General features: G+C 69.5%; 10 protein-coding genes. 4 read left to right on the top strand and 6 right to left on the bottom strand.

Annotation, left to right across the window (positions count from 1 at the left end; translation table 11 throughout):
- Window positions 1–141: 141 nt before the first annotated feature.
- On the bottom strand, window positions 142–2,346 hold the full coding sequence (locus tag KOL93_RS02775; protein WP_221583767.1) for a glycosyltransferase family protein: 2,205 nt from the start codon (window positions 2,344–2,346) through the stop codon (window positions 142–144).
- A gap of 79 nt (window positions 2,347–2,425) precedes the next feature.
- On the opposite strand from KOL93_RS02775, the gene rfbA reads away from it, so the two are divergent.
- From rfbA to rfbD, 3 genes are read left to right on the top strand one after another with little or no spacing between them, the layout of a single operon-like run.
- The gene (rfbA, locus tag KOL93_RS02770; RefSeq protein WP_221583881.1) at window positions 2,426–3,295 is read left to right on the top strand and encodes a glucose-1-phosphate thymidylyltransferase RfbA; all 870 of its coding nucleotides are present in this window, start codon (window positions 2,426–2,428) and stop codon (window positions 3,293–3,295) included.
- Entirely contained in the window at window positions 3,295–4,293 is a 999-nt protein-coding gene (gene rfbB, locus KOL93_RS02765) for a dTDP-glucose 4,6-dehydratase (protein ID WP_221583766.1), read from the top strand. The genes rfbA and rfbB overlap by 1 nt, the downstream gene beginning before the upstream one ends.
- Window positions 4,293–5,687, top strand: coding sequence for a dTDP-4-dehydrorhamnose reductase (gene rfbD / locus KOL93_RS02760; RefSeq protein WP_221583765.1), 1,395 nt, complete (start codon window positions 4,293–4,295; stop codon window positions 5,685–5,687). The genes rfbB and rfbD overlap by 1 nt, the downstream gene beginning before the upstream one ends.
- Window positions 5,688–6,210: 523 nt before the next feature.
- Here rfbD and KOL93_RS02755 read toward each other — a convergent pair.
- The 5 genes from KOL93_RS02755 to KOL93_RS02735 all read right to left on the bottom strand — a co-directional run bounded on the left by KOL93_RS02755 (window position 6,211) and on the right by KOL93_RS02735 (window position 12,144).
- Window positions 6,211–7,728: an HNH endonuclease signature motif containing protein gene (locus KOL93_RS02755; RefSeq protein ID WP_221583764.1), complete on the bottom strand. Its 1,518-nt coding sequence runs from the start codon at window positions 7,726–7,728 to the stop codon at window positions 6,211–6,213.
- Between the two features lie 103 nt (window positions 7,729–7,831).
- Window positions 7,832–8,425 (bottom strand): nucleotidyl transferase AbiEii/AbiGii toxin family protein, encoded by a 594-nt coding sequence (locus KOL93_RS02750; RefSeq protein ID WP_221583763.1) that lies wholly within the window; start codon window positions 8,423–8,425, stop codon window positions 7,832–7,834.
- Window positions 8,422–9,003, bottom strand: coding sequence for a helix-turn-helix domain-containing protein (locus KOL93_RS02745; RefSeq protein WP_221583762.1), 582 nt, complete (start codon window positions 9,001–9,003; stop codon window positions 8,422–8,424). The genes KOL93_RS02750 and KOL93_RS02745 overlap by 4 nt, the downstream gene beginning before the upstream one ends.
- Window positions 9,004–9,088: 85 nt before the next feature.
- Window positions 9,089–10,552 (bottom strand): sugar transferase, encoded by a 1,464-nt coding sequence (locus tag KOL93_RS02740; RefSeq protein WP_221583761.1) that lies wholly within the window; start codon window positions 10,550–10,552, stop codon window positions 9,089–9,091.
- A complete protein-coding gene (locus KOL93_RS02735) occupies window positions 10,549–12,144 on the bottom strand; it encodes a sugar transferase (RefSeq protein WP_260405837.1) in 1,596 nt (531 codons plus the stop codon). The genes KOL93_RS02740 and KOL93_RS02735 overlap by 4 nt, the downstream gene beginning before the upstream one ends.
- A 220-nt stretch (window positions 12,145–12,364) precedes the next feature.
- Here KOL93_RS02735 and KOL93_RS02730 point away from each other — a divergent pair, with 220 nt between their 5' ends.
- Entirely contained in the window at window positions 12,365–14,185 is a 1,821-nt protein-coding gene (locus KOL93_RS02730) for a DUF4012 domain-containing protein (RefSeq protein WP_221583759.1), read from the top strand.
- Window positions 14,186–14,214: the final 29 nt, after the last annotated feature.

The raw sequence follows: 14,214 nt of genomic DNA, 5'->3' as shown, positions 1-14,214 counted from the left end.
TGCGCGTGCACCGCTGTCGATGACGCAGTCCCCCGGCCCGCAGAGCGGACCTCCCGCCAAGCCCGATGCCAGCGCCATCGACAGCGGTACACGCTTCGCTGAACGGGCACGTCACCCGGGCGTGCCGTCGAGGAGGGGGGCTCAGCGCGTCCGGCGACGCACTCGTACCCGCGCGATCAGCCACGCGAGCGCCACGAGCCAGGCGAGGATGAACGACGCCACCAGCACGGGGTAGGGCGGGGGCAGGAAGCTCACCGTCACCTCGTCGCCCGGCTGGGCGCCGGAGACGTCGACCGTCAGCAGGTAGCCGCGGATCGGATCCGCGAGCTCCGCGCCCGTGACCTCGTAGCCGGGGAACGGGAGGCGGCTCAGGACGACGCGAGGATCGGATCCGACCGATTCGACGGCGAACGTCACGGACGTCTGCGTCTGCTCCTCGACGATGACCTCCGTGCCGTCGCCCTGCCACGTCACGCCTCCGGCGGTCGGGAGCTCCTCATCGCGCTCGAAGAACCAGTTCCAGTATCCGTCCCGCGCGAGGTGCCAGCCCTCGGGCGGATCCGGCTGCTCGTCGAACGAGTCCTTCGCGGCGATGATCGTCGAGATGCTCATGAGGTCGGAGACCCGCTCGCCCGTCTCGGGGTCCACGCTCCACAGGGTGTCGAGAGCATCGCCGCAGGTGAGTCCGCGCAGGTCGCTGCAGAGGTCGTCGGCGTAGGCCGCGAACGGCAGCACCGTGTAGACGCTCGCCATCGGGGTGTCGCTGAGGTACCAGAGGTTTCCCATGAGGCGCTCGTCCCAGCTCTCCGGCGTCGACTGGCCCGTGTAGTAGTTGCCGACGATGATCGCGTCGCCCGGCGCTCCCTCGAGCACGCCCTCCAGCTCCTCCGTCGACGTCGGCGCGTTGACGGAGGGCATGGGCGACTCGCGGAACTGCAGCGCCTGCGCGCCCCCGACGAGCATCGTCACGAGCATCGACGCGAGCACGACCACGGCCGTGCGGCGCTCCCATGGCGCCGGCCGGCCCGCCACGTACGCGACGTCCTTCGGCGGGCGCGAGGCGACCCAGAAGCCCGCGAGCGCCGCGAGCTGCACGGCGACGCCCAGCGCGAGCGCCTTCCACGACCACATCTCGCCCACCCAGCTGACATAGCCGAACGCCGCGATGAGTCCGGCGGCCGCTCCGACGCGCCCCCGGGTGATCCGCTCGGGGAACGCGCGGGTCGCGGCCACGACGAGCACGAGGATGACGGCGATCGCGACGTACGGCATCATGCGCAGCGGCCAGCGGATCGGCCCCATCTCGCTGGGCGCGAGGATGAACGCGAGCATCGTGGCACCGAGGACCCACACGGGGATCAGACGCCGCACGGCGTCGCGCGGGATCGGGAGGAACAGGGGTGCGAGCGGCACGAGCCACGCGATGTAGACGAGAGGGCCCTGCGTCGTCGGCCCCCAGAACGACTCGATCGACGCGGTGGTGAACGGGGATCCGGCGGAGAAGAGGTCGGCGACGTCGGCGTTGAGGAAGTGCTCGTTCGCGAAGGGCTCCGCGCCGCGCTTCGTGACGGGCGACGTGACGATCGCCGGCAAGTAGATGACGATCGTCCACAGCGCGCCCCACGCGCTCGCGGCGAGCGTGCGCACGACGCGGACGCCGTCGCGGTTCGCGATCTGGCGGACGAGCGTCTCGACGAGCAGCACCACGAGCACGATGACGCCGAACACGTAGCCGAACGTGATGAGGGTGAAGCTCGTGAGGAGAAACGGGATCGGCGAGCGGCCGCGCTCGACGGCGCGGCGCAGCGTCCACCACATCAGCGGCAGCAGGCAGGCGTCGAACAGGCCCGTCGACCAGCTCGCCGCGTCCATGTAGACGGTGAAGCCCGCGGCCGGTGCGAGCACCCCGGCGAGCGCGGCCCACGGACGCGACGCCCCGAAGTCGCGGGCGAGGAGGAACATGCCGATCGCGAAGATCGCGAGGAACAGCACCTTCCAGCTCGTGACGTGCACGGCGGCGTCGGGTGCGATGTAGGCCGTGAGCCCGATGAGCCACGTGACGGGGCTGAGGATCCCCCACTGCCCCTCGGCGAAGTAGTTGCCGCCCTGCCACGCGGACGGGTCGAGGATCGGCAGCTGCCCCTGCGTGAGGTGCTCGCCGAGCGCCCACCACTGTCCGAAGGATCCGCGCTCCGTGTCGTCCGTGAAGTAGAACCGCGGGTTGACGGCGAGCCGGCCGAGCGCGAGCGCGACGGTCACGACGACCGACAGCAGCGGCCACCGCACGCGCTGCCAGAGCGTCTCGGATCCGTGCACCCGGTCGCCGTCAGCGGGTGCCTGCTCCATGGGGATCCTTCCGACGCGTCGAACCTCAGCGATGCTATCTGCCGACGGGCGGGGCCACCGCGTGACACGATGGGTTCTCGTGAAGGGCATCATTCTGGCGGGCGGCAGCGGCACGCGGCTGCATCCGATCACGCTCGGCGTCTCGAAGCAGCTCGTTCCGGTGTACGACAAGCCGATGATCTACTACCCGCTGTCGACGCTCATGCTGGCCGGGATCCGCGAGATCCTCGTCATCACGACACCGCACGACGCCGCGTCGTTCGAGCGGCTGCTGGGCGACGGGTCGCAGTTCGGCGTGTCGATCACGTTCGCGCAGCAGCCCTCCCCCGACGGGCTCGCGCAGGCCTTCACGATCGGCGCCGACTTCATCGGCGACGACTCGGTGGCGCTCGTGCTGGGCGACAACCTGCTCTACGGCCCCGGTCTCGGCCGTCAGCTGACGCGCTTCACCGACGTGCAGGGCGGCGCGATCTTCGCGTACTGGGTCGCGGATCCCTCCGCCTACGGCGTCGTCGAGTTCGACGACCACGGGCAGGCGCTCTCCCTCGAGGAGAAGCCGGCGCACCCGAAGAGCAACTACTCCGTTCCCGGGCTCTACTTCTACGACAACGACGTCATCGAGATCGCGCGCGCGCTCGCCCCCTCGGCCCGGGGCGAGTACGAGATCACGGACGTCAACCGCGCGTACCTCGAGCGCGGATCCCTGCAGGTCGACGTGCTGCCCCGCGGGACCGCGTGGCTCGACACGGGCACGTTCGACGACATGATCGGTGCGGGCGACTTCGTCCGCACGATGGAGCACCGTACGGGGCAGAAGATCGGCGCCCCCGAGGAGATCGCGTGGCGGCGCGGCTTCATCGACGACGACGGTCTGCGCGTGCGCGCGGAGAAGCTCGTGAAGTCGGGCTACGGACGGTACCTGCTCGACCTGCTGGAGAGGGGCCGCTGATGGCGCGCATGCTCGTGACCGGCGGCGCCGGCTTCATCGGATCCAACTTCGTGCACCACGTCGTGGAGCACACGGACCACCACGTGACGGTGCTCGACAAGCTGACGTATGCGGGCAACCGCGCATCGCTCGCGGGTCTCCCGGAGGACCGCGTCGAGCTCGTCGTGGGCGATATCGCGGATGCCGCGCTCGTCGACGACCTGTTCGGCCGCGTCGACACGGTGGTGCACTACGCCGCCGAGTCGCACAACGACAACTCCCTCGACGACCCGCGCCCGTTCCTCGACACCAACGTCGTCGGCACGTACACGCTGCTCGAGGCCGCGCGCCGTCACGACGTGCGGCTGCATCACATCTCGACCGACGAGGTCTACGGCGATCTCGAGCTCGACGACCCCGAGCGCTTCACGGAGCGCACGCCCTACAACCCCTCGTCGCCGTACTCGTCGACGAAGGCCGCGAGCGACCTGCTCGTGCGGGCGTGGGTGCGGTCGTTCGGCGTGCGCGCGACGATCTCTAACTGCTCGAACAACTACGGGCCGTACCAGCACGTCGAGAAGTTCATCCCGCGCCAGATCACGAACGTGATCCGAGGCATCCGTCCGAAGCTCTACGGCGCAGGCGAGAACGTGCGCGACTGGATCCACGCGGACGACCATTCATCGGCCGTTCTGACGATCCTCGAGAAGGGCGAGGTCGGCGAGACGTACCTCATCGGCGCCGACGGCGAAGAGAGCAACAGGGACGTCGTCGAGGCGATCCTCGGCCTCATGGGCGAGCCTCGCGATGCCTACGATCACGTCGCCGACCGGGCCGGGCACGACATGCGGTACGCGATCGACTCGACGCGGCTGCGCACGGAGCTCGGGTGGCGACCGCAGTTCTCGGACTTCCGTGCCGGGCTCGAGGCGACGATCCGCTGGTATCGCGACAATGAGAGCTGGTGGGTGGGCGCCAAGGACGGCGTCGAGGCGTTCTACGCGTCGAAGGGGCAGTGATGCGGCTCCACGAGACCCCCATCGAGGGGCTGCTGCTCGCCGAGCTCGATGTGCACGGCGATGCCCGCGGCTGGTTCAAGGAGAACTGGCAGCGCGAGAAGATGACCGCCCTCGGCCTTCCCGACTTCGGGCCCGTGCAGAACAACATCTCGTTCAACGAGAAGGTCGGCACGACCCGCGGGATCCACGCCGAACCGTGGGACAAGTGGGTCTCCGTGGCGACGGGGCGCATCTTCGGCGCGTGGGTCGACCTGCGCGAGGGCTCGGGGTTCGGCCAGGTGTTCACGGCCGAGATCGATCCGTCGACGGCGATCTTCGTGCCACGTGGGGTCGGGAATGCGTTCCAGACGCTCGAGCCGAGCACCGCGTACACGTACCTGGTCAACGACCACTGGTCGCCCGACGCCTCGTACGCGTTCCTCAACCTCGCCGATGAGACGGCGGCGATCGACTGGCCGATCGCCCTCGAGGACGCCGAGCGGAGCGACAAGGATCGCGCGCACCCGCGGCTCGCCGAGGTGACGCCCGTGCCGCCGAAGAAGACGCTCGTGATCGGCGCGAACGGCCAGCTGGGTCGCGCGCTGCGGGAGGCGTACGCGGCCCCCGGATCCGTCGCCCCCGCGCACGTCGAGTTCGCGACGCGCGACGACCTCGATCTGACCGGCGACATCTCGGGCGCGCGGCGCTGGCGCGACTACGGCGTCATCATCAACGCGGGCGCATACACGGCGGTCGACGGGGCGGAGACCGATCGGGCATCCGCGTGGGCCGCGAACGCGACGGGGACGGCACGCCTCGCGCGCATCGCGGCGGAGAACGGCATCACGCTCGTGCACGTGTCGAGCGACTACGTGTTCGATGGATCCGCCCCGCGCCCGTACGTCGAGACGGACGACGTCTGCCCGACGAGCGTCTACGGCCAGACGAAGGCGGCGGGCGACGTCGCCGCCGCGACCGCGCCTCGGCACTACATCGTGCGGACGTCGTGGGTCATCGGCGAGGGAAAGAACTTCGTGCGGACCATGGCGCAGCTCGCGGAGCGCGGCGTGGATCCGTCGGTCGTCGACGATCAGGTCGGCCGCCTGACGTTCACGAGCGAGCTCGCGCGCGGGATCCGCCACCTGCTCCAGACGCATGCCCCGTTCGGCATCTATCACCTCACGGGGTCGGGTGAGCCACGCTCGTGGCACGAGATCGCGCGGCGGGTGTTCGAGCTGACCGGCCACGCGCCCGACCGGGTGTCCGCCGTCTCGACGGCGGACTACTTCGCCGGCGCCGCGGGACCGGTGGCCCCGCGTCCCGCGAACAGTGTGCTCGACCTCACCAAGCTCGAGCAGACGGGCTTCTCCCCCGCCGATCACGAGGAGTCACTCGCCGCATATCTCGCGGAGTGAGTTCGGTCGTCGTTGCTCGTTCGGTTGCCCACATCGATCGCGAGAACCACGAGCTCGTGTCGTCGGATGTCGAGAATCACCCGATCAGCTCCGACTCGGAGTCTCCAGAGCCGTCGAAGCGGTCCGGGGCGCACCCTGTAGCGAACCGATGGGTCATCGAGCCCGTCGAGCCGTGTGAGCGCAACGATCACACGCGCCGCGATCGATCTCGTCGAGGATGCGCACGGAGCGCGGAACATCCTTGATCACCTTTTCACGCCGCCATGACGACAAATATCTACATGTAGTCATACATTTCCGCAGGAGCCAGGAGAACGATCGCCTGTCGTACGCGCTCATACGGTCGGGCAGGTGCTCAGTGGATGACGCGGTCGCATGACTCGCGGGACCAGCACTCGACGAAGCGTGACGCCGCGGTCGGGTCGTACCCGGCGACGGACTGATCTTCTCTGACGCCTCGCCCCGCAGCCCGCGGCCCGGCCCCATGGAGCTCCTCGCGACCGCTGCTCGCCCCGCACCCCGCCTATGCGGCGGGGCGGAATCGTCGGGGCGGTGGGTCGACGCCCGCGAACGCGTAGGTGAGGGCGAGTCGCGGGGCAAGGGTGATCGAGCGGCCGCCCGGATCGTGAAGCACGAAGTCGGACCTGCCGTCGCGCGTGATCTGCCAGGCGGAGTGATGCAGCTGCATGTGGTGGAACCGACACAGCAGGATGCCGCGGTCGATATCGGTGCGCCCGTCCTGCGAGTAGGCGTCGATGTGGTGCGCCTCGCAGTAGGAAGCCGGGCGGTCGCAGCCGCTCCAGCGGCACCCGCCGTCGCGCACAGCGAGTGCGACGCGCTGTGCGGGTGTGAAGAGGCGGCGCTCGCGCCCGACGTTCAGCGGATCGCCCCGGGTCGAGACCTCCACGGGCAGCGCCGCCGTATCGCAGATGCGCCGGTCGATGTCGCGCCGAGGGAGCGACACGAGCCCGTCTTCGGTGTAGCCGCCCGGGCCCGCACCGACACCGCTGACCGCGCCACCCGCGCCGCCCGTCGAGTCAGCATCTGCGCCGCCCGGAGAGCGCGCGCCGCGCGCACCCGTGTCGATCACGGACACCACGCGCACGCCGGCTCGACGCGTGCCGTGCACGACCTTCGCGTCGGCGAACGCTCCCGCGCGCAGCAGGTCGACGAGAAGGTCATACGACAGCTGGTCGTTCGTCCGCGGGTCGTCTGCGAGCGCCGTCGCCGCCTCGCGCTCGGTGTCGTCGACGAAACGCGGCCCGCCCCGCCGCGGCCGCAGCGCCGCATCGAAGATCGAGCGGACCAGCGCGTGGCCGTCGTCGTCGAAGCAGATCGATGCACGGCTGCGCCCCTCGTCGTCGGTCCACGAGCGAAACGCCCGCGCTTCGTGTCGCGCGAGGAATCGTCGCTCGGCACCGTCGGGGTCGAGTCGATCGCGAATCAGGCGCGCCTCGGAACGCAGCTCCTCGACTGTGCGGTGCGCGGCCTCGTCGGCGAGCTGCTCGGCCGCCGCGGACCAGTCACCGCGGGAGCCCTCGTTGGCCGCGCCGCCTTCGGCGGTGGGCGGCTCTCCGAGTCCGCGTCGGATCGCGTCGCTCTGCGCCGGCGAGAGCCGCCCGCGCATCAGCGCCTCGGCGAGCGGTGCGTGCCACGCCGCGGCGCGCGCCTCGCCCGGCCCTCTGGGAGCGACGCTCTCGTCTGCCGCGTCGAGCACCGACTGCCCCACACGGATCCGCTGACGGGCGTCGGCCCTCGACGCTCCCGTGATCGCCTGCACGAACTCGGCGGATGTACGGTGGCCGCGCGTCTGCGCCAGCCCGTCGTGCCCCGACTCGCGCGTCGAGCGCTCGGCCAGGATGCCGGCTCCGACCGCCTCGATCCTGCCCAGGGATCGCACGGCGCGGGCCGCGGCCTCGAGCGCGCGCACCAGCTGCTCGTCGCCGAGTGTGCGCATCGCGTCGGCGAGCTCGCCAGCGCCCTCGTCGAGCAGGCCGCCGAGCACGGCCACCTGCTCTCGGAGTTCGCGGAAGTTGTCCATGCCTCAGTCGAACCCGAACCTCTGACAAACGAAGCGATCCGCCCGACAGACCCGGTTCACGCCCCGTCGATCTGCTGCGCGAGCAGGCAGGGAACGCCAGCCTTCACGCCTCGCCGAGCACCGGCGTTCCCGGCGTGCGCACGTGGCGCACCCCCTGCGCGAGAAGCGCTTCGACGACCTCGTACGCCTTCGGCGTCATTTCGTCGCCGGGGAAGAACTCGCCGAACAGCTCGTCTGCTTCGTCCGCAGTGCAGATCTCGTTGACCGCCAGGAGCGTCGCGACGTCATCTGCGTCTCGGCGCGGGCGCCTGGCTACGGCCATCAGCTTCATCGCGAGCAGCATTGCGGGACTTGCGACCTGGATGAGGACGTCGCCGTCCTGGTGGATCGTGACCCACTCCGTGCCACGCCCGAATTGGCTCGGCAAGAAGATCGATACCGCCCCATCGAGCCACCCCTCGGGCCAGCCACGATCGAAGCCGACGTCCGCGGCGATCCGCCGGATTGCCTCGGGCGGCGTGACGATCATGTCGACGTCTCTCGTCGGCGGCCGCTCCTGGTCGACCGTGAGCGCGATCGCCGCGCCGCCGACGATCTGGATCGTGCACGGCTGACCTTCGTCGCGCAACCGATCGACCAGATCCTTGAGCCCGGCGACCACCTCGTCACGGTCGAGGACTCCGCGCGGGCCGGTCACGCGCTGTCCAGCTCGTTCGCCTCGATCATCACTCCGCGGCGCTGGAAGGGTTCGGCGACTTCGGCCTCATCCACAGGGAACGGCAGCGGGACCTCAGCTCGCTGCGGCTCCCAGGGGTGCTCGGCATCACCGGTGTTCTCGCGGACCCAGGCCGGGACGGGTGCGTGGAGGCTCACCAGCCGGTATTCGACGAGGGCGGCGACGGCGTCGTCCCAGCGGGTCTCCGACGGCTCCGGCGGCTCTGCAGAAAGCAGCACACGAGTCACCGCATCGGCAACGGCGAGGTCGTCGGCGAGCTGGATGAACGATCGGTACGCGAGGCGATGCTCGCCACGCTCGTGCGCCGCGGCGATCAGCGGCAGAGCCTCGGCTGCCGAAGCTCTCCCTCGACTTGCGACGGGGACGAACGATACCCCCAGCGCCTGGGCGACCCTCTGCACGGTGGCACTCGTGGGATCGCGTCTGCCTCGCTCGATCGTCGACAGGTTGGGTGCCGCGACGCCCGCGCGGCGAGCGACGTCCCGCAGCGTCTCGCCGGAGCGGATCCGCGCACGTCGAAGGGATGCCGTGAGCGTCATGCTCCACCTCCCTGAGTTATCGTTTTAGATAACTCTAACGCTAAGCCGTCCCGAACAGTTGTCTGCCGACGCCGCTCACCGCCCGTCAGTGCGCCGTCGCCCCCGGCGCCACGACCGCGCGGATCGTGCGGAAGAGGATCACGATGTCCTGCGTCAGCGACCAGTTCTCGACGTAGTAGAGGTCGAGCCGGAGGGCGTCCTCCCAGTCGAGCGCGCTGCGGCCCGACACCTGCCACAGGCCGCTCATACCGAGCTTGACGAGCAGGCGCCGGTGCGCCGCGTCGTCGTACAGCGCGACCTCCTCGGCACGCTGCGGGCGCGGCCCCACGAGGCTCATGTCGCCGCGCAGGACGTTGACGAGCTGCGGCAGCTCGTCGATCGAGTGCTTGCGCAGGAAGCGTCCGACGGGGGTGATCCGCGGATCATCGTTGACCTTGAAGAGCGGCGCCTCGGTCGTGCCCTGCAAATCGAGCAGGCTCTGCAGGTGGTCGTCGGCATCGGCGACCATCGACCGGAACTTGTACATGCGGAACTGCTCCCCGCTGCGGCCGATGCGCTCCTGGGCGAAGAGGATCCGCCCGGGTCCGCTCGCCCGCACGGCGATCGCCGCCGCGAGGAACACGGGCGACAGGACGAGGAGCATGAGCGCCGATCCGACGACATCGAACGTGCGCTTGATGACGCGGTTGACGCCCTCGAGCCGCGGGAAGTCGATCATGACGAGCGGCAGCCCGGCGACGGGGCGAGTGTGGATCCGTGGGCCCGCGACGTCGGTGATCGCAGGCGCGACGGCCCACTGGATGTCGCGCGCCGTGAGTTCCCAGCTGAGGTTGCGCACCATCACCGGGTCGAGATCATCCGACCCCACGAAGATGACGGTGTCGGCCCCGCTGGATCCGATCGCCTCGGCCGCGTTCGCGTACGTGCCGTACACCTGGATCCCGCCCTCGAGGGCCTCGCCGCCGTCGCGCCGGTCGGTGATCGCCCCGATGACCTCGATGCCGGATCCGCCCTCGCGCCGCATCGCATCGACGATGTGCTCGATCTTCGACCGCTCGCCGAGCGCGACCGCGCGGAGCGTGTACTGGCCGCCGCGCTGCCGACCGCGCAACCACTGCCGCCACATCCATCGGCTGACGAGGAGCAGGATCGTGCCGAGCGGCATCGCGAACACGACGATCGTGCGGGCGAGCTCCATCTGCAGCAGGAACGCGACCGTCACGACGACGCAGAAGACGCCGATCGAGGAGTTGATGATGCGGCGGTACTCCTGGCTGCCGTGACCGACGATGTGCTGGTCTCGGCTGTCGGCGATGCCGAGGCCGAGGAACCACACGCCCCCGACGACGACGAGCACCGCCCAGTACGGGATCTCGCTCACGCCCTGCCACCAGACGAAGCCGCCGCGGTGCCCCGGTCGGACGATGAGGGCGTATGCCGCGAAGGTGATGGCGATGACGAGCGCGTCGGTCAGCGCGAGGCGCCCCGCGTACCGGCGGGGCCACTTCGCGCGGCGGGGCGAGGCGCCCGCGCGCGCGGCGACCGTCATCCCGTGGTGTCGCCCGGCGCGAGTGCGGCCTTGAACGTCTTGAACAGGATGACGACGTCGCCCATGACGCTCCAGTTCTCGACATAGGAGAGATCGAGGCGCACGCTGTCGTCCCACGACAGCGTCGACCGTCCGGAGACCTGCCACAGTCCCGTGATGCCCGGCTTCACGAGGAAGCGGCGGTGCACGTGGTCGTCGTACTGCTCAACTTCGCGCTGGATCGGCGGGCGCGGCCCCACGAGGCTCATGGACCCGCCGAGCACGTTGAACAGCTGCGGGAGCTCGTCGAGCGAGTACTTGCGCATGACGCGGCCGATCGGCGTCACGCGCGGGTCGTTCCTCATCTTGAACTGCACGGCGTTGCCGTGATCCTGTGCGTCAAGCAGCGAGGTGAGCCTCGCCTCCGCGCCGGGCACCATCGATCGGAACTTCCACATGCGGAACTCGCGACCGTGGCGACCGATGCGGTTCTGCTTGTAGATGACCGGGCGCCCCGAGGAGATGAGCACGATGAGGGCGAGCGTGACCACCACGGGACTCAGGCAGATGAAGAGGAAGAGGGCGCCGAACAGATCCATCATGCGCTTGACGAAGCGCTGCGCGGGAGAGAATCGCGGCGTCTCGACGTGCATGAGGGGCAGTCCCGAGACCGGACGCGTATGGATGCGCGGGCCCGCGATGTCGGTGATGCTCGGGGCGAGGACGAGATGCTGCCGGCCCGCCTCCAGAGACCAGGAGATCTGCTTGACCTGCATGGGGTCGAGCTGGTCGGTGCTCGCGATGATGACGGTGTCGGCCGCCGTGACGCGGAGGGCGTCCTCGATCGACGCCACGTCGCCCATGACGGGGATGTCGGATTCGCGCAGCTCGCCTTTGACGCGACCGGTCGGGATGCACGCGCCCGCGACGACGTATCCGGCGCCCTTGGAGCGCCTCAGCTCGTTCGCCGTGTGCGCCACCGACTCCTCCGTGCCGACGAGGAGCACGCGTGCGCTGTACTGCCCCTTCGCACGCTGGCGGCGCAGCCACACGCGCCACATGTATCGACCGAAGACGAGCAGCAGCACGCCGGCGGGCAGCGCCAGCAGGAGGTATCCGCGCGAGGCCTCGACGCGGAGCAGGAAGGCGGCGATCGCCAGCAGCCCGAACAGCATGACGCTGCTGTTGAAGACGCGCTGATACTCGGCGGCGCCGATGCCGACGACGCGGTCGGATCTCGTGTCGGCGACGGCCAGGGCGAGCAACCACAGGAGGACGATCAGGCACGACAGCACGGTGTAGGACGAGATGCCCGGCCACGTCGGCACCGGCATCGCGATCTGCTTGTGGAAGCCGAGCCAGCCGATCTGCGTGCCGAACACCACGCCGACGATGACGACGAAGTCGGTGAGACGCAGGAACCGGGCGTACTTCTCCCGCCAGTTGACGGTTCCCTTCGGGGCGGAGTGCACGATGGGGATCCCGTCGGTCGGGGTGCGAACCACGACGGGGAACTCGGCGGTCGAAGCTCGGGCGGCGCCGGTGGCCACGGTGTGAACGAGTCCGTTCACAGACGCCTCACCCTTCGACCCCGTCGTCGTCTCGGTCGTCAACCGCCAGCCTCCCCGTATATATCGCCGCTCGTCGGCCGCCTGAAGCATACCCCAGCGGCATTCCGCGGATGAGGCTCGCGCGCGATCTCTGGCCGCATCGAGGCCGGGGCCTTCCGCTCGGCTGGCTCATCAACACCAGTCAGGCGGCTCACCATCGCCGGCCAGCTGGCACACCCTCGCTGGTCAGGTGAATCGGCGTCGCCGCACATACAATGTGCTAATGCTGACGCGGGAGCACGACCAGACCGGCGCCGAACCCGACGCCGCGCCCCCCTGGTGGCGTCGTCGTCCGAGCAAGAAGGTCGTCGCGTGGTCCGTCGCGGGCGTCCTCGGGTTCTGCCTCATCGTCATGGCGGTGAGCCTGGTCGTCGCGAAGACGTCGTTCGAGTCGCTCGTGCCGCAGTCGAAGGAACTCGCCGCCAGCATGGGCGACCAGCAGGCCGTCACGCAGAGCGTCGACGACATGAGCGGATCCACGCAGGCCGCGCGGATCGCGACCAGCCACCCGCTCTGGCGGGCCACCGAGGTCCTGCCGTTCGTGGGCGATGACATGCGCGCCGTCCGTGTGCTCGCGGGTGCGGCCGATGATCTCGTCTCCGACGTCGCGGCTCCGCTCGTCGCGTTCGACCTGTCGTCGATCGGCCCCACGAACGGCGCGCTGAATGTCGACGCCGTCGCCGAGCTCGGCACGGTGATCGAGGAGATCGCACCGACAGCCGAACGCGTCAACGTCGAGGTCGTCGCCCAGGGCATCGACCCCGACGAACTCCTCGGCCCGCTGCGGAAACCCGTCACGACCGTCACCGACGGGCTCGACACCATGTCGCAGGTCCTGCGCCGCCTCGCCGTGCTCTCGCCGCAGCTGCCGACGATGCTCGGCGCGGACGAGCCGCGCAACTACATGGTGCTCGTGCAGAACAGCGCCGAGATGCGCACGCTCGGAGGCAACCCGGGCAACATCCTGATGCTGACGGTCGACAACGGGCAGATGGAGATCACGGAGCAGGCCAATCGCTTCAACATCAACACGCGTCGCGACGAAGTCATCCAGCCCCTCGATCCCTGGACCGAGGCCCTCTACGGCGACAAGGTCGGCAAGTTCATTCAGGACACGACGATGACGCCCGACTTCGCCCAGACCGCGAGCCTCGCACGCGCGTTCTGGTCCGAGACGCTCGGCGACCCGGGCGACGCCGTCCTCGCGATCGATCCCGTGATGCTCAGCTACCTGATGAAGGCCACGGGACCCGTCCAGCTCCCGACCGGCGAGACTCTGAAGGCGGGCAACGTCGTCAACCAGCTCGTGAGCAAGGTCTACTGGCGCTATCCCGGCGGCTCCGAGGAGTCCGGGCGCCAGCAGGACGAGTTCTTCGGGCTCGCGGCGGCCTCGATCTTCAACTCGATCACCGACGCGAAGGGTGGCCTGCCCGCTCTTGCGCCCCAGCTCGCCAAGGGATTCCAGGAGGGGCGGATCCTCTATGCTCCGACGGATCCGACGGAGGCCGATGCGGTGAAGAACTCGCTCTTCGAAGGCCCGCTGTGGGACGACAGCAACGCGCGGAACACGACGATGGGCGTGTTCGTCAACGACAACACCGAGGGCAAGCTCGACTACTACACGAAGATGAGCGTGGACGCGACGACTGACGTCTGCACAGCCGACGGCGCGCCGACGTTCACGGCGACGGCGACCTACGACTACAACCTCAAGCCGGGCCAGGTCGCGGAGCTCCCCCAGTACGTCTCGACCGGGCGCTACTTCCCGAAGGGCGTGAAGTCGACGAACCTCGTCTTCTACGGCCCCGTCGGCAGCACATTCGTGTCGGCGACCGTCGACGGCGAGGAGTACACACCGCACGCGGGGACGAACGATCAGGGCCGCGCCGCCGTGAGGATCCTCATCGAGAACCAGCCCGCGACCAGCCACGAGGTCGAGGTGACCTTCGAGGGCGCGGAGGATCAGGCGTACGGACCCCTGGCCGTCGCGCACACCCCGATGATCAAGGACGTTCCCGTCACGCGGAAGTCGCCCGGCTGCTGACGCTTCCCATCTCGCGTGCGAGAGGATGT

It is taken from the genome of Microbacterium salitolerans (assembly GCF_019720895.1).
In the GTDB taxonomy this organism is placed as follows: Bacteria; Actinomycetota; Actinomycetes; order Actinomycetales; family Microbacteriaceae; genus Microbacterium.
Note: the sequence above shows the minus strand (reverse complement) of the source record. Positions and strands in the feature narration are given on the sequence as shown.

What these genes read in the sequence shown, in the direction of transcription:
- KOL93_RS02775 (WP_221583767.1), bottom strand. Translation starts at nt 2,346, where the DNA reads ATGGAGCAGGCACCCGCTGACGGCGACCGGGTGCACGGATCCGAGACG.
- rfbB (WP_221583766.1), top strand. Translation starts at nt 3,295, where the DNA reads ATGGCGCGCATGCTCGTGACCGGCGGCGCCGGCTTCATCGGATCCAAC.
- rfbD (WP_221583765.1), top strand. Translation starts at nt 4,293, where the DNA reads ATGCGGCTCCACGAGACCCCCATCGAGGGGCTGCTGCTCGCCGAGCTC.
- KOL93_RS02755 (WP_221583764.1), bottom strand. Translation starts at nt 7,728, where the DNA reads ATGGACAACTTCCGCGAACTCCGAGAGCAGGTGGCCGTGCTCGGCGGC.
- KOL93_RS02745 (WP_221583762.1), bottom strand. Translation starts at nt 9,003, where the DNA reads ATGACGCTCACGGCATCCCTTCGACGTGCGCGGATCCGCTCCGGCGAG.
- KOL93_RS02740 (WP_221583761.1), bottom strand. Translation starts at nt 10,552, where the DNA reads ATGACGGTCGCCGCGCGCGCGGGCGCCTCGCCCCGCCGCGCGAAGTGG.
- KOL93_RS02730 (WP_221583759.1), top strand. Translation starts at nt 12,365, where the DNA reads ATGCTGACGCGGGAGCACGACCAGACCGGCGCCGAACCCGACGCCGCG.